This window comes from Brevibacillus formosus, from assembly GCF_003013405.1.
GTDB classification, from domain to species: domain Bacteria; phylum Bacillota; class Bacilli; order Brevibacillales; family Brevibacillaceae; genus Brevibacillus; species Brevibacillus formosus.
Genome location: NZ_PXZL01000020.1, coordinates 1 through 20,778 on the forward strand (window position 1 = coordinate 1; position 20,778 = coordinate 20,778).

Consider the following 20,778-nt stretch of genomic DNA (forward strand, 5'->3'; position numbering starts at 1 on the left):
GATTATCAATGTAGGCTATCACATGCATGGGAGCCTGAGTCGGCAGCGTTTACTTCTCCACCTGGCGTATTGATATGCAAGATAACAAGGTCTGCCTGCTGCTTCTGTGCGTCAGCAAAAGCTCTGTGTAAAAAGCTCTCCAGCCCTCGCTCGATTGTGCTATCTACAGGAATCCAGACAGCTTTTTGATAGGTCTTGGCTGTTGTGGACGCGGGAGCAAGAAGCATGGTCATTCCCATAATCAGGCAAAGAAGTGAAAAAAGCAATCGCATGCGGCTTTTTACTAGCCTTGTTGCACTCATTGCATGTACCTCCTTTCCTTCTATCAGCTTCTACGTGTGTGCAATAAGGTATACGAAAGAGGGGGGCAATCGTTTCATATTTATTTCACATTTGGAAAAAAAGAAAAACCCAACCTTTACAGGTTGAGTTTTTCTGTTCGTATCTATATGAGGTGTTACTCTCGTCTACGATGGTAGTTCCTCAGATACAATCTTTTGCACGAGGTTTCCGTCTGCTCTGCCTTTCACTTTCGGCATGATCGCACCCATCACTTTGCCCATCTCCTTTTTGGAGGAGGCATTGGTAGCTGCGATACCTTCCCGAACGATATCACGAATTTCGTCTTCGCTAAGCTGAGCGGGTAAGTAAGCGGAGAGCACGTCGATCTCTTCGCGCGTTTTCGAGGCAAGTTCCACGCGGCCTGCCTTCTCAAATTCGTGGAGGGATTCACGGCGTTGTTTTAACTCACGAGTCAAGATGGTCAGCACTTCGTCTTCAGACAAAAGTCTGCCCTTGTTAATCTCTTCGTTCTTTAATGCGGCTTTCACCATGCGAATAACAGAGAGTTTTAGAGCAGCTCTGTCCTTCATTGCTTGCTTCATATCTTGATCGAGTCGCTCCATTACACTCATGATGAGCCCTCCGTCAATTAAAACTTGCGCTTGCGAGCTGCTTCGGATTTCTTCTTGCGCTTGATGCTAGGCTTCTCAAAGTGGCGACGTTTACGCAGTTCCGCCATCACCCCGGATTTTGCGCTTTCACGCTTGAAGCGGCGAAGTGCGCTATCCAAAGACTCGTTTTTCTTGACTCGAATTTCTGCCATTTGTCTTCCCTCCCTCCGCTAAAACCGTGGGACGCCTGAGTCGAACGTACGAACAGACTGTCACACTTCATTATAGGATAATTGACTAAAGAAGGTCAACCTTTAGTTCAATTTTATTCGTAAAAACCGGACAACAGGTGATAATGGATGTGGAAAACCTCCTGTCCACCCTCTTTGCCGCAGTTGTTAATCAGGCGAAAGCCTGGTAGCTCCAGCTTTTTCGCCAAGAGTTGTGCTACATAGTGGATATGCCCGATCAGCGGCAGATCCTCGGCGCTTACATCCATTAGCGTCGGAATTGGCTTACGCGGGATGATCAACAAGTGAACGCGTGCTTTTGGTGCAATATCGTGGATGACAATGACGTGCTCGTCCTCATACTCGATACGAGCAGGAATTTCACCGTCCATGATTTTGGTAAAAATGCTTTTTTCCATGGGAGACTCCTTTCTTCCTCTGTATGTGGATAGTTATGTATGTAAGAAATGATCGTATCACATTCCCTCACTTTTGTCTTGCGGCGCTACCTAACGCATGGTAGCATGACTTCGAGGTTACTACTGGATCATTAGAAAACTTGGCTTTGCCAAGCTTTTTGTGAAGCCTTAGTTGAACTTATATCGATATGAACTTCTATAAATTCATATCTACCAAGAAAAAGGAGTTCGTGCAGATGAAACCAATTGCACTGGATCAGGCAGCAATCAAAGCAGAAGGGATTTTGCTCGCTGGTTCCCCAGGGCTTGCCTTGTCATCCGTACACTTTGATACCCGCGAGCTGACTGCGGGATCTTTGTTTGTAGCGCTGACAGGCGGCGCACGGGATGGACATGATTTTTTGTTACAAGCAGCTGAACAAGGAGCTGTAGCTGCTCTCGTTTCGAATCAGGAGAAGATTCCTGCGAACTTGCCAAACGGTTTTGGATTAATTCTTGTCAATGATACACTGCGTGGCTTTCAAAAGCTGGCTGCCGCTTATCGAAAAAGCTTTTCGTTCCCTCACATCGCCATTACCGGAAGTATCGGGAAAACAACCGTGAAGGACATCGTGGCACATGTACTTGCGAGCCGTTCGCCTGTATACAAGACGTATAAAAACTTCAACAACCACATCGGTGTACCTTTGTCGTTATTGCAGATGGAAGAAAAACATCAAGCTGCCGTACTGGAGCTCGGAATGAACCACGCCGGGGAAATCGATCTGCTCGCTTCGCTGGTTCAGCCTGACATTAGCGTGATTACATTTATCGGAGAGTCCCATATTGAATATTTTGGCACGCGGGAAAAAATCGCTCTCGCAAAGGCGGAGCTGCTTCCTCATACCGCTCTTGACGGGCTCGTGCTGCTCAACAAGGATTCAGAGTATCTACGGTTGATAGCCCATCTGTATCCAGGTGACATCATGTACTACTCTGTTAATGAGAAGGCGGATATTTGGGCAGAGGAAATCGAAACAGTTGAGGGTGGGACCCGCTTCAAAGTGTGCTTTGCCTCCGGGGAGCATTTCGAGGCATTCCTCCCGCTCCACGGCCGCCACAGTGTCCTGAATGCACTGCCTGCTGTCGCGATTGCCAAGAGACTCGGAATGGATACGGAACAAATCGCTCACGCCTTGTCCACCGTTCAGCTCTCCGCCATGCGGTTTGAGCAAGTTGACTCCAAGCACGGTACTGTGTATATCAGTGATGCGTACAATGCCAGCCCCGTCTCCATGGAAGCTGCCGTACGGACGTTTGCTGAGCTGTACCCTGAGCGCGCAAGAGTCGTCGTGTTAGGTGACATGTATGAGCTCGGTCCAGAAAGTGCGGCTATGCACGCGGGCGTCGGAACCTCCATTCAAGACATCGCTGAGCGCTTCGAGCTGCTTGTGACAATTGGTGAAGATTCACGTCATCTCCATGATGCTTATTCGGGGAAAAAGCTGCACTTCGCGACCAAAGCAGAGGCGTTGGCTGCTCTACTGCCGCTGCGGGATGAAAAACATGCCTTTTTGTTCAAGGCTTCAAAAGGTATGTCTTTATGGACGCTAATTACTGATCTGGAAGGTCACGAATAATAGAAAGAGAACAGCCGCCTCTCGTTTCATACGGGAGACGGCTTCTTTTTTTATCGCAGTTCAATGACATTGTTGTAAGGACTCAACTTTTCACGCGAAAAAGCGCTATAGTGGATCGATGCGAGATCAGCTACATAGTACGACTTCCCATCCTTCGCCCAGCCGATGATGCGATGATTGTCACTTAAATGATAATAGCCAGGCATTCCCTTGTCAGGAGAGCCGAATGGATAGCCGCATTTCGTGACTTGTTTGCATGATTGCATGTACATATACGAATCCTGAGAGTTGGAAGTACGAGCGTACTGTTCTACTGCCATCTGATGCCCTGATGGCGACCAAACAATCTTGTCCAAGTAGCTCTCAGTGAACACGGAATCTTTCAAATTAATCTTTTTCCCTGTCTGCAAATCCAGCATGTATTCTTCAGTAGTAGTCCGCACATAACGATACTTCATATCGTTGGAGTAAGAAGGGAACGCCGTCATGTTATGATCGTATTTCAAGCCAGTCGGTAAGTCTAACTCCTTGTATGCGGTTTGCGTTTTGTAAAACAGCTTTTTCGAATTTGGCATCCAGTAATACATTTCTTCGTCTGTTCCACTTCGCCACTCATACTGGTCATTCTTTTTCATTTTGAGTGTAGGCAGGTGTTGCAAGTACAAGTGGCCGCTTACTTTGGTATTGGAAGAGAGCATGTCCATCCGGGTGAACGCCATGTACTGTTCATCCGGTGAAACGGAAAAATCAAGGACGGGATACTGAGCGGCTGCCGGGACGAGTACTGTTTTTTTGCCGTCTGGCAGACTGAGCTTCACGACACCGCCATTTTCACGAACGTAGAGCGCATCCTGCTTCGGCGACCATTTGCCATAGCCGGATAGCTGCGTCATCTTTTTGGTTTGCATATCGTACAAGTAAGGTATGGTTTTGTCTGCTTTCCCGTATCCGATTCTCTCCCCGTATACAAACCGACCCGATGGCGACATGCTCGCTCGGTGGATCAAGGGCATGTTCGTTACGTTTTTTGTAACCTTTCCATCTACCGTTACTTTATAGATGACGACTGGCTCTGGCTTACGAGGGTCTGCCTGCGCAGGAGCTGAGGCATTGATTTGTCCAGGGATAACGATTCCTAGCAAGGAAAACAGCAAGTATGAGAGTAATAAGCGTTTTTTCATCGAAGGTCCCCCCGAATAAGTGATCAATACGTAGACGCATACTGGAGGCATTTGGTTGCCTGTAGGATGAAAAAAAGATCGGAAGCAATCCCTCGCTCCCGACCTTTTTTCACTTACGGACTAACAGCATACCCTTCCGTAGCCATTCTACCTCTTCCGCTAACACAAGCTTGGGATTCTGACCAAACCATTCGATAGAACCAAAATAATCCGTATCTGCAATCTTCTCTAAAATAGGCCTGTAGTCTACAACACCCTCACCGAGTGGTACCATTCCCTCACGATCGCCGTTAGGGGCATATACATTATGCGGAGCGAATACCGGCAGATGATTCGATGAGGAGATATTTTTCAAATGATAATGTGCCACCCACGGCTTCAATAGTTCGTAGCTGTCGATTGGATCAGCACCTGATTCCCAGACATGAAGAAAATCAAGATTAATTTTTAGCGCAGGATGATTGACTTCCTGCAACAGAGCAAGTGTAGAACTCATGTGATCTGTTAGCGTATTCGGATGTGTTTCGACCAAGAGCTGAATTCCGTGTTCCTGACACATCTGACATAAGATGTACAAATGATGGACATAACGTGCCCGCTCTTCTGGGCCAACCTCCTTACTCGCCTTCTGTCCGGCGAACGTCCTGATTTGCTTTACATTTAGCCATTTCGCCAGTGAAATCAGCCTTTTTGCTTTTTCCAGTGTACGATCAAATCCAGATGAGGTCGCAATGTCCAGATAGTCGCTAAGCATAGAGATACTCATGCCTTGCTCCCTGAGTATTCCTAGCTGTTCCTCCATCTCTATTCGATCATGATCGTACAGATCTTGGGCGTGAATTCCCCACAACTCGATTCCATCAAAATGATGACGATGAGCAAACCGGACGATATCAGCAAACGAAATCAACTGGTGGCGAAAAGTGATTGTGCACAATGAGAGTTTCATTCGACCTTTACCTCCACCCTTTTTCGTCTACAGTAACGAGACTTTTATCCATTTGGGTCCACAGAACAAACTGACGTTCCAACTCTTTTTTCACTTCAAGTTCAATCAGATCAATCTCTTCTAACGCCTCAATAATCGGAGGTAACAACGCCATATTCTTGGTCATCGCCATTTTGACAGACAAGTACTGGGCTGTTGTAAAACCTTGGTAGATGTCCTCCACTTTATATGCGATTCGCAAAAACTCATCACGATGGTATTGCAGGTAATCTTGGAGGTAGAGAAATGCATACTCGTAGCTGTATTTACGGATCGCAATCACTTTTACCTGAGTCACTGCTGGGAGTAACATGTCCAAGTTGTATCCATTGCGCCCTTCTGCCATGTCTGTAATCAATTGCTTCAACTCAAGGGTAAATGGATTATGATCACGTTTTAGTGTGTCGTAGAAATAGTCGTGGATCATCTCAAAGGTCGGTTCCTTAATATCACTTGCATCCACCATAAAACCGCCACCAAACGGATTTTCCAAGAAGGCTTTGATCACCGTCTCCTTCTTCACATTGCCCTCCCAACGAAAATCCGGGTCAAACATAAACCACTCATCTTCGTTCTCCGTCTTTGAAATCATCAAAAAATGCGGGAATGGCTTCAACGCAAACTTATTATCTCGTTCTGGCACCAGCGACATGTCTATTTGAACAAGGACAAACTGATCCTCGGTACGCTTATCAATGAGCTCTAAGAACATGTCTAGATTGGAGGCTTTATCTTGGGAATGATCATACCATTCTGTTACTTTCGCTCGAAAAAGTCGTTCATATCCCTTGATGATCTCCTCATGGTTATCAATGTAATAGGTGACCACACCTTGATCCGTAATAGAGTACTCGGCATCCCATATGCCAAAGTAATAGGGACGGTAATCAATCTTTGTGCGGCGCTTAATCACTTCGCATAGGCATGAAATAATGCAATGAACCTTAACCATTTGTATCCCCCACTCGATGTTTGTTTAGACGCTAATTCGATACATGCTGCGGTTCCAGCTGTTCTACAAAAGTAAGCAGTGATCCAACCGTTTGGAAGATTCGCGGATCTAACTCATGAGCAGGTACAACCAATTTTAAATCTTCCTCAATATAAACAATCAGTTGCAAGAGCATAATCGAATCAATGTGTAGATCTTCATTCAATCGCATGGACTCCTCTAGCGTGAGGATATGCGATAATTTTAATTTTTCGGTCATGATCGTACGGATTTGCTCGATTCTTTCTGTTCGTGTCATTTGCTGATCGTCTCCGTTTCTAATAATCGACGGCTGATTTTTCCTGTGGCTGTTTTAGGAATGCTCGTCACACATTGGATCTCGAAAGGGACTTTATAGCCTGGCAAACGATCTTGGCACCATTCCCTGATTTGTTCAGGAGTAGCTCCTCCCTCTGTAATAACTTGCGCCTTTACAATCTCTCCCATCACAGGATGACGTCCACGATACACGACCACTTCTTTTGTCCCACTCATTTTCAAAATGACGTCCTCGACCTCTAAAGGAAATACCTTTAAGCCAGAGACGTTTATCACATCATCCATCCTTGATACAAATTGAATATGTCCTTCTCCTGTCCAGAAACCTAAATCCTGCGTCGCTATTTCGTTCTGTCCATTCCAAATCTTAATTTCATCAGGTTTTTTTTCATTTTCGCCTGCTGTCATTGTTACATGGGAAAGGGGAACCCCCAGATCTGTATGCGTCCGCATCTGTTTACTCATACTGACACACCCCGCCTCGGAGCATCCATATTGTTGCATCAAGATGTCGCTCATGCCTTGCAGCTTTAGAAACAAGCCTTCTGGCATTGGAGCGCCAGATGTCATTAACCTGTGAAAGCGTACCTGCTCTCGTGTAAAGCTGGATAAGATGTGATAAAAGACTGGCAGACCATAAACAATATGCTGAGGAGTATCTTGGATCACTTGCAAAGCAAACTTCGGATTTTTGTGCGTCACAATCGAAGGCTTACTTCCCCGTTCCAGTGCTGCCAAAACGCCACATATCAATCCATACGAATGTGTCACTGATGCCAGCACGATCGGGGTTAACGCTTCCTCACCCTGGAACAACTGGTTGTAGGCATGAATTTCTGTTTGGATATCATCCCAACTTCTCCCGATTAGCTTCGCATCCCCCGTAGTACCTGAGCTATATTGGTAGAGCGATGGTTTTTCGCTCTGTTGTTTATCCATGATAGACAAGAAGTGCTTCGTCTCCTTATAAACAAGCCCATAACACCTTGCCTTCACTGCCATTTGATAGGCTGTTTCCATCGGGGTTTCCCCATGAATTAACAGCACCGAGCCATTATGCTCACGTAAATATTGAACAAGACTAATCACGTCAATTGGGTCAGCTATGCAGACGGCGTACCTCTTTCCTTCTGGTTGTCGAAAATGATCCATGCTTTCTAATCCTTGCTTATGTCTCTCCAATTCATGCACAGAAATCTCATTTTGATTCACTATTAACATGCTGGTAACCTCCCACAGCCATGGAATGAAGCCTTTTCCTTGCCTCGAACAAAGGATTGGGAACTTCATGTAAATGGTAGTTCTCGCTTGTTGCATATAGCTTTTTCTTGGTTAATTTCTCTACCTGCACGCTTGGAACAAACAGATCAAATCGCTTAAATCGCTCCGCCAATTCTGGGAATCGTTGCTGGTGACCCTCCAATACCTGAACGGCCATCTCCCAGAATTGCTCTTCGGTATATCCGTAATGTTCTTCCAATAGCCGTGCGAGTTGCCCCAGATTGATCAGAAATAAAGTCTCCAATGTCAAATCTCTGACTGTTGATGTTTCATTCATGTGAAACATCACATCATCGGGCTTTGTTGCGTAATATTCATGCACTTCCGCGAAGTTCGGGCATTTGTCTGGCTCACTCAAGAACGGTTGGCAAAAAATCAAATCTTCATGAAAATCCTTCAATGCTACCCGAGTAGGGACTCCATCCCGATGCACCAAGATCATATTCTGCGCGTGGGTTTCCATAGCAATTCCGTGTTTCACGAGTATATGAACGACTGGCAACACACTGCTTTCCAATAATCGTGCAAGCCAATTCTCTAGCCCTTGCTCACGAATCCAACGATCAATGAATGGCACCCCATCCACCTCTATAGCCGCTAATACGTTATAAGGAACCGCATCTTCTCCCGCTTCGAGATGAGGGAGGAGACTTTCTCTCCACATGCACCCAATTACCCCGAACGTAACCATTTCCACCAGCTCAGAAGCAGGGGGAGGATCGTATGCCACTGCCGCAAACTCTTGGAGCATGATCACCTTTTGCACGTCTCGTAAATACGAATCTGCGTCCGTAATCCCCTTGAGCCACCTCGAAACAATGGGTGCGCTTGCCAGTGAATGGGGGGTAAGATGACGTGGCGCTGAAGTATTCACTACGTTAATCGAGAGCTTAAGATACGGTTTATGCGGATTACTTTTGTTAGCAAAGGTGCGGATGGATTGTTGTGGACGATGACCATCAGAGCCTACGCCTAGCACAATGATCTCTTTGCAATGGATATCGTCCAGAAATCCAGGCACGATATGATTACGCCACTGCCATGGATGGACAGGAACGAAGGCATATTGATCAGGATCGCATCCATGATTGACGATGATTTGTTGAAAGGCTTCTTTTTGTTCTCGCCCTATTTCTTCCAAAAGGAGGTCATCGAAATTTCTCCCTTGATCAATGGACACTTGCGAATATTGTTTTTTAATCGCTAACCAAAGAAAATGAACTTCCTGCTTAAATTCAGGACCATAGGCAAAATGATCTACGTAGGTAAAGCCAACACGTGATTTATAGCTAGGGTGGTAAGGATGACCGTCCATCAGATCACCTTCCAGCTCATCGTACGATTTGCCCTGCATCCGAATATCATTTTGTACTCGATAGTATTGAGACAATGTATCCTTTAACAACGTTTGTTCCAGATCATTGGCAAATAGCTTCAGTCTATGTTCATCGACCGTATTCATTCGAAAGACTTCCACTAAAAAACGAGTGAGGGATATTGCTTCTGATTCTTGTTGTACAGCTCCGCTTTGATCGTAAACAACACGAGAGACAGGGTCCTTCCCTAAACGAACAAGCCCAAAACTAGCACTCCTCCGCCCTCGGCAACGATAGCGAACAGGCAGATCACCCTCATCAAGCCCGTGTAGGGTGTAAGTCGTCTCTTCACCCTCTTGCAGGGTCTCAGGAATCAAAATTCCTTCATATAACAAAGACTCGATGCATTGTCGAAACACCCGTCTTCTCACCTGCACGTACTGTGTCGAGTGAAGTGCCTCTTCAATCGAGAAATCTTGTATTGTTAACTCCATACCTTATCCTCCAAGTCTCTTCAAGCTAGATGCAGTAAGCTATCCAAAAGCATGCAGCCCTGCCTTTTCGGCCTGCTTTACTTTTGCTAAAGGATTATCTATGTAAACAAAAACAGATGATCTCTCTTCCGGTTGGGTTAATTCATCTAGATCATAGAAGCGCGTGAGCAGATTCGCCTTACACGGAAGCTGTTCGCGCGTAAGCAGATTCTCTAAAAACTTCGACGCCTCGCGATTCATTGGTAAAAACTCCGTCAGAACCTCGTGCATCTCTGCCAACAAGATTTGTTCGTCAATTAAACCTTCCGTTCCAAATCCGTTAATGAGTCCAAACATATGGTTAAAAATCATATAATAGGTGATTCGCTCATCTACAAGATGGTCTTTGTAAATGTTCTTACTCGCCTTGCCAATCCCAGGCAATTCTGCCTCTAATGCTTCTTGCATCGATTCTGAGAAATAGTAGCCTTGATTATCACGATAAAAGAACTGATCGGGGTATCCGTCGCTAAGAGTGACCACACTATTTTGTTGATGGGCTTCCAAGCCGATTCCGTACTTTAGATAAAGCCATACCATTGGTTTCAATGAAATGTCTATATACCGCTTAAACCATTCCAAACTAACGACTTCCAGTGCCTTCCCTTCTTTTTGTGCCAGATGGTGGATGATCGTTGCCAACCTACTCTTGTACCCAGGAAGTGGATCTTGCACGAGTGCCGCGATTTGCGTGACTTGCTCTGCCTTACTCCCCATAAAGGGATTATCACGCAGGATCACTTCAAATCCCGTTTCTTTCGCGTGATCCAACGTGATCGTGATGTAAGCCGGATCAGAGATAAAGCCAAAGCCTGGATATATGCGACTCACTTCACCGATCCCTGTTTCAAAGAGTTGCTTCGCCTCCAAACCGATCTCCATCTCACTTAACTTGTTGATCCGTAAAGAATTCGTCACTTTGATTGGGACGGACAACTTGAGCATGTATTTCTTCTCAGGATGATAAACCGTTCGAAGAGACGATGTCGCCATATACTCCTCACCTGCTGGCCCCAGGTATAGAAGCAACCCTTTCTCGATCAAGGATTGTACGGCTACCTGTTCGAGCAACCATTCTGCTTGAAGCGGATGAATCGGGACGATTGAAAATGATGGATCGACATCAGATATCGAAGGAAACTCATCCTTCAGTAATTGCGTAGCGGACTCTTTTAGCCCAGATTTTTCGTGAACAATCGACGGATGGGCAGCAAACAAGTGGAGTTGAAACTTCCCGCAACACTCGGGTGCATACAACGCTTGCTTGGCCTCAGGAATTCCCTGCTGGCTCTTCGGGGTTGGATGGAACAAATGACCGAACAAAAGCGCCTGCTCTGCTTCGATGAAACTTTGTTCCACGCCATATAAAATCTCTGCGTTATTTTGGCGCGTCCGAACAAATTTCTCAATGCTTTGGCAGCTTTGAATCATACGCAAGACTAATTCATCTGGAACGGCATTTTCCCCATGCTGAAGCGTTAGTTCTTTAATCAAAAGAACCGCTAATGTCAAATAGTCCGCCTGAACGAAACGAGAACAGTCACCACTTCGGTAGCAAGCTGGATAATGAAACAGGTGCCTGCCTGTCACCGAATGATATTTGACACCGACATAGAGGGAAATCCCCTGATGCGGGAGTTCGCAATGAAGGTACGTACCTGATGTACTCGGCTGTATAATTTTCGTTAGCTGCTTCGTAATCTCGTCTTTCCGATTGATCCACTCGCCCCTACCTGTTTCTCGGAGATAACAATTGAGAAAGCTCTGCATCGTTGCATGCTCTGCGATATGCTTGACTACGAACATGTTACCTCTCCTCTTGCTTGATCCAATTTTTTATCCAAGCATTGTGACTTACATAATTGGTAAAACGTCCCATAAATAATGTAAACGATTATCATTCTCATTTCAAGTCATAATATTCTTCTTATACAGTTAGGAGACATGCGCTGATCAAAGTGAGTTCCTCCATCCTACATAAAAAAGAAAAAAGATGCCGATTCATCAGCATCTTTTTCTCATGATTATTCCAACTCTTCCGCATCTACGACGTTGCGACCTTTATCCGCATGTCGCTCGATTGCGAGTTGTACCAGACGATCGATCAGCTCGCTGTAGCTCACACCCGCTGCTTGGAAGAGCATTGGATACATGCTAAACGGCGTAAAGCCTGGCATCGTATTCACTTCGTTGATATAGAGCTTGTCGTTTTTCTCATCCCAGAAAAAGTCTACACGTGAAAGGCCAGAGCCATCGAGTGCTTGGAATGCTTGCTTGGCTATTTCCGCGATTTGTTCGGATACATGCCCGGGAACGATGGCAGGAATGGAGAGTTCTGTTCCCGCCCCCTTGTACTTGGCTTCGTAATCGTAAAATTCTTTCGCGGCAATGACTTCCCCAACGACGGATGTCATCAGCTCTTCATTCCCCAAAACGCCAATCTCCAATTCACGTGCTTGAACGAACTCTTCCACAATCAATCTGCGGTCAAACTTGGCAGCTACCTCTAATGCGTGCTTGAGCTCCTCACGATTTTTCGCTTTGTTAATCCCTACACTGGAGCCCATATTGGCCGGTTTGACGAAACACGGATAGCCGAGGTCACGCTCGATCCGATCCATGACATCGTCCTGGCCTTTTTCCCATTGCGAGCGCAGCAAGCCTACATATTTCACTTGCGGAAGTCCAGCCTGTGCAAAGACGGTCTTCATCATCCATTTATCCATTCCGACAGCGGAAGCCATTACTCCGGTTCCCACGTACGGGATATTCGCCAATTCCAACAGTCCCTGGATCGTCCCATCTTCGCCAAATGGTCCGTGAACCACAGGGAAAACAACATCCATTTGCTCATTCATGGCAAACAGCGAGCCTGACTTGCTTGTTACTGCCAGCTCTTGCCCTGTCTCTGTTGCCTCGGTAATAGCTGGCGTTTTTGCCGATAAGCGCAACGCTTCGATCTTATCCGGCAGTTGACCTGTCAGTCTTTCTCCAGTCACCCAAGATCCATCCAATTGAACATACACAGGTGTTACCTCATATTTATTTGCATCTACAGCCTGCATAATGGACATGGCCGTACGCAATGAAACTTCATGCTCTGAGGATTTTCCTCCATAAATAATGCCCAGTCGAATCTTTTGATTTCCCATCTGTGTCATGCTCCTTTCCCCTCCGTACGAAAACGGAGAGTCTACCCAGTTTCTACTCTCTCCTATGCTATGCAAAAGCCCAACATCTGCTCTATTTACCGGGCCGAGCCCGTCATTTAGCATACACAAACCAAACGCCAAAAACAAGAGAAGCAAGTATCACCTGCTCACGTTTTTTCTCATACCATATAAATAAAATTCCTGTCATGGAGCTATTTTTGGAGGGATTTCCATGAGAGATTATTTACTGTACTGCACGTACTGCTCTTCTTACACATTATTGCACAGCTACGATAAGGACAGCGGTTCTTTCTTGGGGGAATATTCCCTGCTGCATAACAACTACACCCGTGACCCAATCGTCTTAAACAAATTTCTCCTCGCCCATCTCGGTCACACCATCCGTACCATTCCCTCTAAAACGGATGATTACCGCCATATCATCTGCAATGCCTCACATTTTTTGGAGGATGATATTGATAAGTACGTGGAGGAAAGTCAGCAGCGGGCTAAGTTCAAGGAGCGTGATCGGAAAAGCGAACGGGAAATTGGTCAGGTACAGCTATATCTGATCGAGCATCTCTTGACCCACGAGCTTCAGAACTTAAGCCAGGCCCGTGCTTCTACCCCCGCCGAAGGACAAGTCTTTTTAGGCAAGGAACTGGGGTTCAAGCAGGCTCTCGAGCTCGTCAGGCGTGTAAAAAATGACAGGCAATTGTCATGAGCACTTATTTCTTTATTCGAAATGATTCACATTCTTTGTGCAACTCTTTCCGCTCGTCGCGCGTATAAAAAGAGAGACGATACAAGCGGGGGGAAAGAACATGTTTGAATACAAATTCGTCCGAGTTGAGCTGTCCTCTTTTCGACGCCAACCAAAAGAAGATTATCAGACCGTTGTCCACGAGCACGCCAAGGAAGGCTGGCGTTTGGTGCAAATCTTTGCTCCAAGCATCGGGGGCGATGGTATGGCCAAATACTTCGAATTGATTTTTGAAAAACCAAAGTCTTAAATCAATCTGAAACCGAAAAGAAAAACAGCGCCGTTCTTAAGCGGACGCTGTTTTTCTTTTCCTCTATCGACGGTCTCTTACTTCAAAGATGGCAAATTTCAAGTAATGGGCCTCATCAGCCCCACTGATTTGCGGGTGATCCTTGCCCGCTCCTCGCCATTCAATCAGGCGCAGTATCTTTTTCGCATCAACCGCTGCCTCTTGAATCGTTTGCAGGAACAGCTCAGGTGACATATGGTACGAGCAAGACGCGGTAACGAGAAATCCGCCCGGACGAACGAGCTTCATCCCATTTAAGTTAATGTCTTTGTAACCGCGGCAAGCGCCTTTCACTGCTCCACGCGATTTCGCAAAAGCTGGCGGGTCAAGAATAACCACATCCCAGCTCTTGCCTGCCTCTACATTTTCACGCAAGTAATCAAACGCATTGGCCACCACAAAATCAACGCGATGCAAAAAGCCATTAAGTGTAATGTTTCGCTTCGCTGTTTCGATAGCGTGATCGGAAATATCGAGAGCTGTCACTTTTTTCGCACCGTGCTTGCAAGCATTCAGGGTAAAGGAACCGGTATGTGTAAAGCATTCCAATACTTCAGCGCCATCCCAAAACGGATTTTTGACCACTTTACCGCGCTTGTCTACAGGCACCTGCTTTGTCTCGCCGTCTACTTCCATGCTCGTCAGGGAAATGCCGTGCTTTTCGCCCCAGCCTTTCATCAATGGCGCAATGGAAGCCCGATTTTCCCGCTGATCATAGAAAAAGCCGGTCTTTTGCCCCTCTACGATATCGACATAGTATTTCAATCCATTTTCTTCGATCAATACCTCACGCGGACACTCTCCGTACAGGACTTCTTTGCCCTGTGTCAGCCCTTCCAGTTCACGTACAGGTACATCATTGCGCAAATAAATACCGGTCGGTGCAAATACCTCTACAAGTGCATCCCGAATCCAATCGATGCGCTTTTCCATCCCCAATGAGAGGACTTGGACCACCAATGTATCTTCGTAGCGATCGACGATCAGTCCTGGCAAAAAGTCTGCTTCCCCGTAAATAACACGGCAAGCACGCGGGTTGTCCACAAATCTTGTCCGGAATTCTGCCGCCTGCCTGATTTTGCGCAAGAAAAAGTCGTAGTCGATCTCTTCCTTTTGGTCGTAGCTCAAAATGCGCACGATCATTTGTGAAGCTGGGTTGATGTACCCCTTTGCCAAAAAATGTCCTTTGTGATTGGTGACCTCGACGATCTCACCTGGTTCTACATCCCCTTGAATTTCTAATACCTCTGATTGAAAAATCCACGGATGTCCTACTTCTAGCCGCTTTTTCCGATGTTGATTCAATAGCACACGTGCCATGCAGCTATTCCTCCTCTTGTCATGCTTGCCCTTGTACAGGCATAGCGTTATAGTAACTTGCTAAAAATGGACAGGGAGGAACGTATCTTGTGATAGTCTCCATCCTCGCCCCTTTTACCTTTGGGCTCACGTTTTTTCTTTTCGGTATGTACGCCATGCGCTCCGGCTTTCAAAACCTCGCCGGCAAAAAAATGGAAGAATGGATGGGGCGCTTTACTCGTACCCCACTCCATAGCTTCTGGATTGGTCTCTTCGCTACTTTTGTCTTGCAAAGCTCTAGTGCGGTAACCGTCCTGACGATTGGGCTGACGAACGCAGGCATCATCCAGTTCACACAAACCGTCGGCATCATTTTGGGAACCAATCTGGGCACGACAGTGACAACGGAGCTGGTTGCACTCAAGCTCGAGTCCTTTGCTATCCCTATGCTCCTCATCGGAGTGGCTCTATGGCTAATGCCGCGCCGAAACATTCGTTGCATCGGTCTCGTTGTCGCCGGCTTCGGACTGATCTTCCTCGGAATCGATACATTGAAAGTCATGGCGAAGCCTTTGGAGCAGTCTGAAACGTTTCGTTCGCTTTTTCTGGAGAGCAGCCATTCCATCTGGATCGGATTGATTACCGGGATCATTTTCACCGCTCTCATCCATAGCGGTTCTGCTACGACCGTGATCACAATGGGCCTGCTCAGTCATCAAATTCTTTCGATGGAAACGGCACTCGCTATCGTTTTGGGCGCGAATGTCGGAACTTGCTTTACCGCTGTCATCGCTGCTATTGGTACAAATACAGCATCCAAGCAGGTCGCATGGTGCCATACGCTCTTCAACGTCGCAGGCGCGATAGTTTTTTTACCGTTTCTTTCCCAGCTTGCCCTCGTCAGTGCATTTTTAACGGATAGTCCTTCTATGCAGATCGCCCATTCACAGACGATCTTCAATCTCGTCTGCTCGTTGGTCGCGCTGCCATTTGTCCCGCAAATAGCCCGGTTTATTCAATGGCTGATCCCTGATAAGCGTCGTCCTACTGACCTTACCTTTAGAAAGAAAATGGTATCAAGTAGATGGAAGTAATGACGCCCGCCACGATCATAGCGACACTGGACGCTGCCGTTTGAACAGGAGAAACGCGATTCAAGCTAGCCGTACCAATAGCGTGTGCACTCGTACCGATAGCGATCCCGATTGCCCAATCATCGGTGATTTTCCCCCATTTGAGAACAGGACGGGCAATCATGACACCGACCATCCCCGTCAATGCGGTAAAAAAGGCTGCAAGCGCAGGTTCCCCACCGATGGAACGACTCAGCTCCAACGCAATCGGGGTGGTCACGGATTTACTGAGCATGCTTTTGTATACGAGCTCATCTGAACCAAGACACCAATGAACCGCCATAACGACGATGATTGCAACTGCACAGCCTGCACATACACCAAGCAAAACACCGCGCCAAATATGAGCAAACTCCTTGATCTGTTTCGCCAGCGGAATAGCGAGTGCCACCGTTGCAGGGCCGAGCCAAAAGGAAATCCACGATCCTCCGGCAGCGAACGCCTCCCAATCACCGCTAAACGCCCACCACATAGTCCAGACCAAGATCACCGCCACCAAAAGAGGCTGCAACCGTTGGAATCGAGCATTGATCATGGTTGCGCCTTTGTACCCTGCTATCGATACCAAAATGGCGAGGAATTGACTAAGCATCCAACGTCCTCCCCTCTTGCGGCAAGGACGATTCTGATTTTTGTTTATGATGCTTCAAATACCATTGTACAACCACGCCAGTTACAAGCATGACTAGCAATGGACCGAGAACCATCGATAGTATGATTGGCAATGGGTTTTGCGTAAATACGTTCAAATAGGAAGCAACTCCGACAATGATCGGTACGAAAAAGAGCAACATATGTCGGATCAGAAAAGTACCCGCTTGTTCCACCCAATCCATTCGTATCCATCCCATACACAGTCCCAATGTTAACAGCAGCATTCCCACCAGGTTACCGGGCAGGGGAATATGCAGCCATTTACTCGCAGCTACGCCTACCCCATAAAAAGCCAACAGGATGACGATTCCTTTAACAAATTTCATTTTGCTAATCTCCTCCCCGCTCCCTATCCTCTCTCTATAGGAACTTCAGCATGCAGGACGGAAAAAGCCCGGCCTTACCTCGGCCAGGCTTTCCTTTGTATTAGTATCCGCTGCCTGTTGTTTTTGCTCCAGTTACAATGGAAACACCGGAGCTTGTACCGATACGGCTCGCTCCTGCTTCGATCATCGCAACCGCTGTTTCACCGTCACGAACGCCACCAGACGCTTTTACGCCCACATTTGGTCCTACGGTTTTACGCATCAGGGCGATATCTTCAACCGTTGCTCCACCTGTTGAGAATCCTGTGGAGGTTTTTACGTAATCAGCACCAGCTTCTACGGAGAGCTTGCACGCAACTACTTTTTCTTCTTCGGTCAAGAGGCAAGTTTCCAGAATCACTTTCAAGAGAATATCGCCAGCGGCTTGCTTCACAGCAGCGATGTCTTTTTTGACAGTTTCCAGGTCGCCGGATTTGAGGGCACCTACGTTCAGTACCATATCTACCTCAGTCGCCCCGTTTGCAATCGCATCGCGGGTTTCGGCTGCTTTGGACTCGATCGTGCTCGCTCCCAGAGGGAATCCGATAACCGTGCACACTTTCACATTAGAGCCTGCCAAGAGTTCAGCAGAGCGTTTTACCCAATAAGGGTTTACGCATACAGACATGAAGTCGTGCTCTCTTGCTTCAGCGCACAGCTTGTCAATCATCTCTTGTGTAGCATCAGGCTTCAACAGCGTGTGGTCGATATATTTGTTCATGTTCATAAAACTACACCTCTATCCCTAATTGTTCGAATGCAAGGCGAAAAATGCTGTCATTGTTACGGTATCCTCGTTGCAGCTGCAAATCCCATGCTTCCTTTGCAGAATGCCAATGAACATCATTGATTTCTTCTAGCTGTACGGTGATCTCTGTGTTGTAGGCTTCCACCAAATAATAATGTACTTCTTTGTCGATGGATTCGCCCGTTACCGGATGCGTATACACGTAGGTGATCATGTCGAGCTTGGACCCCAATCGTCCTGCTACGCCTGTTTCTTCCAAAACTTCGCGCAGAGCCGTTTCTTCGATGGTCTCGCCCATCTCCTGCTTCCCTTTTGCGAGTGTTACTTTGCCATAGCGGTCTTCAATCAATAGGAGCATGTACTCTGTGTCTTGCTTCTGGTATACAACGCCTCCTGCCGATATCTCCCTCATATAGCTCGCTCCTTGAGGTAAGGCAGCGCCTCTGTTTCCACTACACGAACAAAAGTCCCTTTGCAGTATTCCGAGCCTGGTTCATCCAGTCTGACCTTGCAAATCTTGCCGATCATGCTCTCATCGCCAGGGAAGACAACGTTCAGGTAGTTGTCCGAATAGCCCATCAGAAGACCGCTATCAGGTGCTTCTTTAAACGGACGCTCCGGAATGACTTCCAGTACATCCCCTACGAATTTCTTGGAGTATGCCAAGGTCAATTCCTGATTGAGCTCCAGAAGCTTCGCTACGCGCTCGTTCTTTTCCTCTTCAGGAACTTGATCCGTCATTCGCGCTGCTGGTGTACCTGTACGCATGGAGTACGGGAAAACGTGCATCTCGGCAAAACCGATTTTCTTCATAAACTCATATCCGTTCCAGAATTGCTCTTCGGTCTCACCCGGGAAGCCTACGATGACGTCTGTTGTAATCGCTGCTCCTGGCAATGCTTCGCGTACTTTGACCATTCTTTCGTAAAACTCAGCAGTCGTATACTTGCGGCGCATGCGTTTCAACACTTCGTCATCGCCTGCTTGCAGCGGTACATGCAGATGGCGCACGACACGATCGGAGTTGTTGATGACCTCGATCACTTCGTCAGTGATTTGGCTCGCCTCGATCGAACTGATACGGATACGCTTGAGGCCTTCCACTTTGTGAAGGTCAATCAGCAGCTTGGCCAAATTGTAATCTTCCAGATCCTCGCCGTAACCACCCGTATGAATTCCAGTCAAAACGATTTCCAGATAGCCTGCTTCCACCAGCTTTTGGGCCTGTTCGACAACGCTTTCCGGTTTGCGGGAACGCATCAGACCGCGTGCCCAAGGAATAATACAAAACGTACAAAAGTTGTTGCAGCCCTCTTGAATCTTGAGGGAAGCACGTGTGCGATCTGTAAAGTTAGGAACATCCAGCTCTTCGAATTCACGAGCTTTCATAATGTTACCTACTGCATTGATCGGCTTGCGTTCTGCACGAATTTGATCCACGTACTCGATCAGCTTCTCGCGTCCTTGTGTACCAACTACGATATCTACACCGGGAATTTGCGCAATCTCACTTGGAGAGGTTTGCGCATAGCAGCCTGTTACGGCTACGATCGCCTCAGGATTGCGGCGAATTGCACGACGAATCACTTGGCGACTCTTCTTATCTCCCGTGTTCGTAACGGTACAAGTATTAATCACGTAAACATCTGCATCATCTTGTTCAAAGTCGACTCTCTCATAGCCGTCTGCCTTGAACAATTGCCAGATGGCCTCTGTTTCATAGCTGTTTACTTTACAGCCCAATGTATGAAAAGCAACGGTAGACATTGCCATTCCTCCTTTTCCGTGAAAAACGTCTCGACGTTTTTCATAAAAGTGGATGTGACCGCTTGCGGTCAACGAAACGGTCATGACCGTTTCGCTCCTGCTCATCCTTTGCGAAGTGATGAAGCCTTTCGTTCAAACTGATAGGAAGCGCAGGCCAAAACGTACTGGCTTGCTGTTTCCGTGCGCAAAATACGCGGGCCGAGGGAAACCGTCAGGAACCCTTTGCTCTCTGCTTGGGCCACTTCCTCGGGAGAGAAGCCTCCCTCCGGTCCAACGAGGACGAGAAGTGAATCGCCCGCAGTCATCTCTTCTAGCACTTGATGAATCGTGGTACTGCCTTCTTTTTCATAGGCAATTGCGCAATGCGTATACGACTGGCCAGCTTGAAGTATCTCACGAAATGAAACAGGAGATAGAAGCTCTGGCAAAACAGCACGATGAGACTGTTCAGCAGCCTCCTTGACAATTTTGCGCCAACGCTCCAGTTTTTTCGCTTCTTTTTTGGCGTCCAACTTTACAATGGTTCGCTCAGAAGAAAACGGGAAAAAGGAGTACGCCCCAAGTTCCGTCCCCTTTTGCAAAATCCACTCCAGCTTCTCGCCTTTTGGAAGCCCCTGACCAATTGTGACCCGGATCGGCAGTTCTCGTTCTTCTTGAAGCATTTCCATTACTTCTGCCCGTACTTCCTTGGCAGAAAGAGAGACCAGCTTGGCCCGTGCCGACCTGCCCGCTCCATCAGAAACGATGATTTCTTCGCCTTCCCGAGCACGCATTACATTTACGATATGGTGTACATCGTCTCCGACAATCGTTAGCTCATTCTCAGTAAAGGAATGTGGCTCGACAAAATATCGTTGCATCTCGCCAACCCCACTATT

23 protein-coding genes are annotated in these 20,778 nt (G+C 47.0%); 4 read left to right on the top strand and 19 right to left on the bottom strand.

All coding sequences use genetic code 11. The features are described 5' to 3' along the window. Positions 1 to 5 precede the first annotated feature (5 nt). The 4 genes from C7R91_RS17930 to C7R91_RS17945 form a co-directional block, all read right to left on the bottom strand. A complete protein-coding gene (locus C7R91_RS17930; protein ID WP_258183153.1) occupies positions 6 to 302 on the bottom strand; it encodes a hypothetical protein in 297 nt (98 codons plus the stop codon). Between the two features lie 165 nt (positions 303 to 467). Beyond that, on the bottom strand, positions 468 to 914 hold the full coding sequence (locus C7R91_RS17935) for a GatB/YqeY domain-containing protein (RefSeq protein ID WP_007727628.1): 447 nt from the start codon (positions 912 to 914) through the stop codon (positions 468 to 470). 17 nt (positions 915 to 931) lie between these two features. Beyond that, a complete protein-coding gene (gene rpsU, locus C7R91_RS17940; RefSeq protein WP_007727630.1) occupies positions 932 to 1,105 on the bottom strand; it encodes a 30S ribosomal protein S21 in 174 nt (57 codons plus the stop codon). Positions 1,106 to 1,218: 113 nt separating this feature from the next. Beyond that, positions 1,219 to 1,542: a histidine triad nucleotide-binding protein gene (locus C7R91_RS17945; RefSeq protein WP_047072528.1), complete on the bottom strand. Its 324-nt coding sequence runs from the start codon at positions 1,540 to 1,542 to the stop codon at positions 1,219 to 1,221. Between the two features lie 236 nt (positions 1,543 to 1,778). On the opposite strand from C7R91_RS17945, the gene C7R91_RS17950 reads away from it, so the two are divergent. After that, positions 1,779 to 3,161 carry a UDP-N-acetylmuramoyl-tripeptide--D-alanyl-D-alanine ligase gene (locus tag C7R91_RS17950; RefSeq protein WP_047072529.1) on the top strand — a complete coding sequence of 461 codons (1,383 nt, stop codon included), beginning with the start codon at positions 1,779 to 1,781 and terminating at the stop codon, positions 3,159 to 3,161. Between the two features lie 50 nt (positions 3,162 to 3,211). On the opposite strand, the gene C7R91_RS17955 is transcribed toward C7R91_RS17950, so the two are convergent. The 8 genes from C7R91_RS17955 to C7R91_RS17990 form a co-directional block, all read right to left on the bottom strand. Beyond that, on the bottom strand, positions 3,212 to 4,342 hold the full coding sequence (locus C7R91_RS17955) for a TolB family protein (RefSeq protein ID WP_047072531.1): 1,131 nt from the start codon (positions 4,340 to 4,342) through the stop codon (positions 3,212 to 3,214). Positions 4,343 to 4,451: 109 nt separating this feature from the next. After that, positions 4,452 to 5,291: a sugar phosphate isomerase/epimerase family protein gene (locus C7R91_RS17960; RefSeq protein ID WP_047072533.1), complete on the bottom strand. Its 840-nt coding sequence runs from the start codon at positions 5,289 to 5,291 to the stop codon at positions 4,452 to 4,454. 7 nt (positions 5,292 to 5,298) lie between these two features. Continuing rightward, positions 5,299 to 6,282: a DUF6005 family protein gene (locus C7R91_RS17965; protein WP_047072534.1), complete on the bottom strand. Its 984-nt coding sequence runs from the start codon at positions 6,280 to 6,282 to the stop codon at positions 5,299 to 5,301. 31 nt (positions 6,283 to 6,313) lie between these two features. Then, the gene (gene asbD / locus C7R91_RS17970; protein ID WP_047072536.1) at positions 6,314 to 6,580 is read right to left on the bottom strand and encodes a petrobactin biosynthesis protein AsbD; all 267 of its coding nucleotides are present in this window, start codon (positions 6,578 to 6,580) and stop codon (positions 6,314 to 6,316) included. After that, on the bottom strand, positions 6,577 to 7,821 hold the full coding sequence (locus C7R91_RS17975) for an AMP-binding protein (RefSeq protein WP_047072538.1): 1,245 nt from the start codon (positions 7,819 to 7,821) through the stop codon (positions 6,577 to 6,579). Before C7R91_RS17975 ends, asbD begins: the two co-directional genes overlap by 4 nt. After that, positions 7,799 to 9,691, bottom strand: coding sequence for an IucA/IucC family protein (locus tag C7R91_RS17980; protein WP_047072540.1), 1,893 nt, complete (start codon positions 9,689 to 9,691; stop codon positions 7,799 to 7,801). Before C7R91_RS17980 ends, C7R91_RS17975 begins: the two co-directional genes overlap by 23 nt. Before the next feature lie 39 nt (positions 9,692 to 9,730). Next, positions 9,731 to 11,536 (bottom strand): IucA/IucC family protein, encoded by a 1,806-nt coding sequence (locus C7R91_RS17985; RefSeq protein ID WP_047072542.1) that lies wholly within the window; start codon positions 11,534 to 11,536, stop codon positions 9,731 to 9,733. Positions 11,537 to 11,754: 218 nt separating this feature from the next. After that, the gene (locus tag C7R91_RS17990) at positions 11,755 to 12,882 is read right to left on the bottom strand and encodes a D-alanine--D-alanine ligase (protein WP_047072927.1); all 1,128 of its coding nucleotides are present in this window, start codon (positions 12,880 to 12,882) and stop codon (positions 11,755 to 11,757) included. A gap of 232 nt (positions 12,883 to 13,114) precedes the next feature. On the opposite strand from C7R91_RS17990, the gene C7R91_RS17995 reads away from it, so the two are divergent. Together C7R91_RS17995 and C7R91_RS18000 are read left to right on the top strand one after the other, a co-directional pair. Then, entirely contained in the window at positions 13,115 to 13,606 is a 492-nt protein-coding gene (locus C7R91_RS17995; RefSeq protein ID WP_047072544.1) for a hypothetical protein, read from the top strand. A gap of 100 nt (positions 13,607 to 13,706) precedes the next feature. Continuing rightward, positions 13,707 to 13,895 (top strand): DUF4177 domain-containing protein, encoded by a 189-nt coding sequence (locus C7R91_RS18000; RefSeq protein ID WP_007727654.1) that lies wholly within the window; start codon positions 13,707 to 13,709, stop codon positions 13,893 to 13,895. Positions 13,896 to 13,958: 63 nt separating this feature from the next. Here C7R91_RS18000 and C7R91_RS18005 read toward each other — a convergent pair whose 3' ends face one another. Continuing rightward, positions 13,959 to 15,254: a class I SAM-dependent rRNA methyltransferase gene (locus tag C7R91_RS18005; protein WP_047072546.1), complete on the bottom strand. Its 1,296-nt coding sequence runs from the start codon at positions 15,252 to 15,254 to the stop codon at positions 13,959 to 13,961. 89 nt (positions 15,255 to 15,343) lie between these two features. Here C7R91_RS18005 and C7R91_RS18010 point away from each other — a divergent pair, with 89 nt between their 5' ends. Next, positions 15,344 to 16,327, top strand: a complete 984-nt coding sequence (locus tag C7R91_RS18010; RefSeq protein WP_047072548.1) for a Na/Pi cotransporter family protein — start codon at positions 15,344 to 15,346, stop codon at positions 16,325 to 16,327. On the opposite strand, the gene C7R91_RS18015 is transcribed toward C7R91_RS18010, so the two are convergent. The 6 genes from C7R91_RS18015 to C7R91_RS18040 all read right to left on the bottom strand — a co-directional run bounded on the left by C7R91_RS18015 (position 16,293) and on the right by C7R91_RS18040 (position 20,760). After that, entirely contained in the window at positions 16,293 to 16,958 is a 666-nt protein-coding gene (locus C7R91_RS18015; RefSeq protein WP_047072550.1) for an LrgB family protein, read from the bottom strand. The two genes, C7R91_RS18010 and C7R91_RS18015, sit on opposite strands and share 35 nt — an antisense overlap. Continuing rightward, the gene (locus tag C7R91_RS18020) at positions 16,951 to 17,346 is read right to left on the bottom strand and encodes a CidA/LrgA family protein (RefSeq protein WP_047072553.1); all 396 of its coding nucleotides are present in this window, start codon (positions 17,344 to 17,346) and stop codon (positions 16,951 to 16,953) included. The genes C7R91_RS18015 and C7R91_RS18020 overlap by 8 nt, the downstream gene beginning before the upstream one ends. 100 nt (positions 17,347 to 17,446) lie before the next feature. Next, positions 17,447 to 18,112 carry a deoxyribose-phosphate aldolase gene (deoC, locus tag C7R91_RS18025; protein WP_047072555.1) on the bottom strand — a complete coding sequence of 222 codons (666 nt, stop codon included), beginning with the start codon at positions 18,110 to 18,112 and terminating at the stop codon, positions 17,447 to 17,449. Between the two features lie 4 nt (positions 18,113 to 18,116). Next, entirely contained in the window at positions 18,117 to 18,545 is a 429-nt protein-coding gene (locus tag C7R91_RS18030; protein WP_017247721.1) for an NUDIX hydrolase, read from the bottom strand. Further along, entirely contained in the window at positions 18,542 to 19,900 is a 1,359-nt protein-coding gene (gene mtaB, locus C7R91_RS18035; RefSeq protein ID WP_047072928.1) for a tRNA (N(6)-L-threonylcarbamoyladenosine(37)-C(2))-methylthiotransferase MtaB, read from the bottom strand. The genes C7R91_RS18030 and mtaB overlap by 4 nt, the downstream gene beginning before the upstream one ends. Before the next feature lie 101 nt (positions 19,901 to 20,001). After that, on the bottom strand, positions 20,002 to 20,760 hold the full coding sequence (locus tag C7R91_RS18040) for a 16S rRNA (uracil(1498)-N(3))-methyltransferase (protein ID WP_047072558.1): 759 nt from the start codon (positions 20,758 to 20,760) through the stop codon (positions 20,002 to 20,004). Positions 20,761 to 20,778: the final 18 nt, after the last annotated feature.

Bases quoted from the DNA above. Each gene is read 5' to 3' on its own strand.
- C7R91_RS17930 (WP_258183153.1), bottom strand. From the start codon at position 302: ATGAGTGCAACAAGGCTAGTAAAAAGCCGCATGCGATTGCTTTTTTCA.
- C7R91_RS17935 (WP_007727628.1), bottom strand. From the start codon at position 914: ATGAGTGTAATGGAGCGACTCGATCAAGATATGAAGCAAGCAATGAAG.
- rpsU (WP_007727630.1), bottom strand. From the start codon at position 1,105: ATGGCAGAAATTCGAGTCAAGAAAAACGAGTCTTTGGATAGCGCACTT.
- C7R91_RS17945 (WP_047072528.1), bottom strand. From the start codon at position 1,542: ATGGAAAAAAGCATTTTTACCAAAATCATGGACGGTGAAATTCCTGCT.
- C7R91_RS17950 (WP_047072529.1), top strand. From the start codon at position 1,779: ATGAAACCAATTGCACTGGATCAGGCAGCAATCAAAGCAGAAGGGATT.
- C7R91_RS17955 (WP_047072531.1), bottom strand. From the start codon at position 4,342: ATGAAAAAACGCTTATTACTCTCATACTTGCTGTTTTCCTTGCTAGGA.
- C7R91_RS17960 (WP_047072533.1), bottom strand. From the start codon at position 5,291: ATGAAACTCTCATTGTGCACAATCACTTTTCGCCACCAGTTGATTTCG.
- C7R91_RS17965 (WP_047072534.1), bottom strand. From the start codon at position 6,282: ATGGTTAAGGTTCATTGCATTATTTCATGCCTATGCGAAGTGATTAAG.
- asbD (WP_047072536.1), bottom strand. From the start codon at position 6,580: ATGACACGAACAGAAAGAATCGAGCAAATCCGTACGATCATGACCGAA.
- C7R91_RS17975 (WP_047072538.1), bottom strand. From the start codon at position 7,821: ATGTTAATAGTGAATCAAAATGAGATTTCTGTGCATGAATTGGAGAGA.
- C7R91_RS17980 (WP_047072540.1), bottom strand. From the start codon at position 9,691: ATGGAGTTAACAATACAAGATTTCTCGATTGAAGAGGCACTTCACTCG.
- C7R91_RS17985 (WP_047072542.1), bottom strand. From the start codon at position 11,536: ATGTTCGTAGTCAAGCATATCGCAGAGCATGCAACGATGCAGAGCTTT.
- C7R91_RS17990 (WP_047072927.1), bottom strand. From the start codon at position 12,882: ATGGGAAATCAAAAGATTCGACTGGGCATTATTTATGGAGGAAAATCC.
- C7R91_RS17995 (WP_047072544.1), top strand. From the start codon at position 13,115: ATGAGAGATTATTTACTGTACTGCACGTACTGCTCTTCTTACACATTA.
- C7R91_RS18000 (WP_007727654.1), top strand. From the start codon at position 13,707: ATGTTTGAATACAAATTCGTCCGAGTTGAGCTGTCCTCTTTTCGACGC.
- C7R91_RS18005 (WP_047072546.1), bottom strand. From the start codon at position 15,254: ATGGCACGTGTGCTATTGAATCAACATCGGAAAAAGCGGCTAGAAGTA.
- C7R91_RS18015 (WP_047072550.1), bottom strand. From the start codon at position 16,958: ATGCTTAGTCAATTCCTCGCCATTTTGGTATCGATAGCAGGGTACAAA.
- C7R91_RS18020 (WP_047072553.1), bottom strand. From the start codon at position 17,346: ATGAAATTTGTTAAAGGAATCGTCATCCTGTTGGCTTTTTATGGGGTA.
- deoC (WP_047072555.1), bottom strand. From the start codon at position 18,112: ATGAACATGAACAAATATATCGACCACACGCTGTTGAAGCCTGATGCT.
- C7R91_RS18030 (WP_017247721.1), bottom strand. From the start codon at position 18,545: ATGAGGGAGATATCGGCAGGAGGCGTTGTATACCAGAAGCAAGACACA.
- mtaB (WP_047072928.1), bottom strand. From the start codon at position 19,900: ATGTCTACCGTTGCTTTTCATACATTGGGCTGTAAAGTAAACAGCTAT.
- C7R91_RS18040 (WP_047072558.1), bottom strand. From the start codon at position 20,760: ATGCAACGATATTTTGTCGAGCCACATTCCTTTACTGAGAATGAGCTA.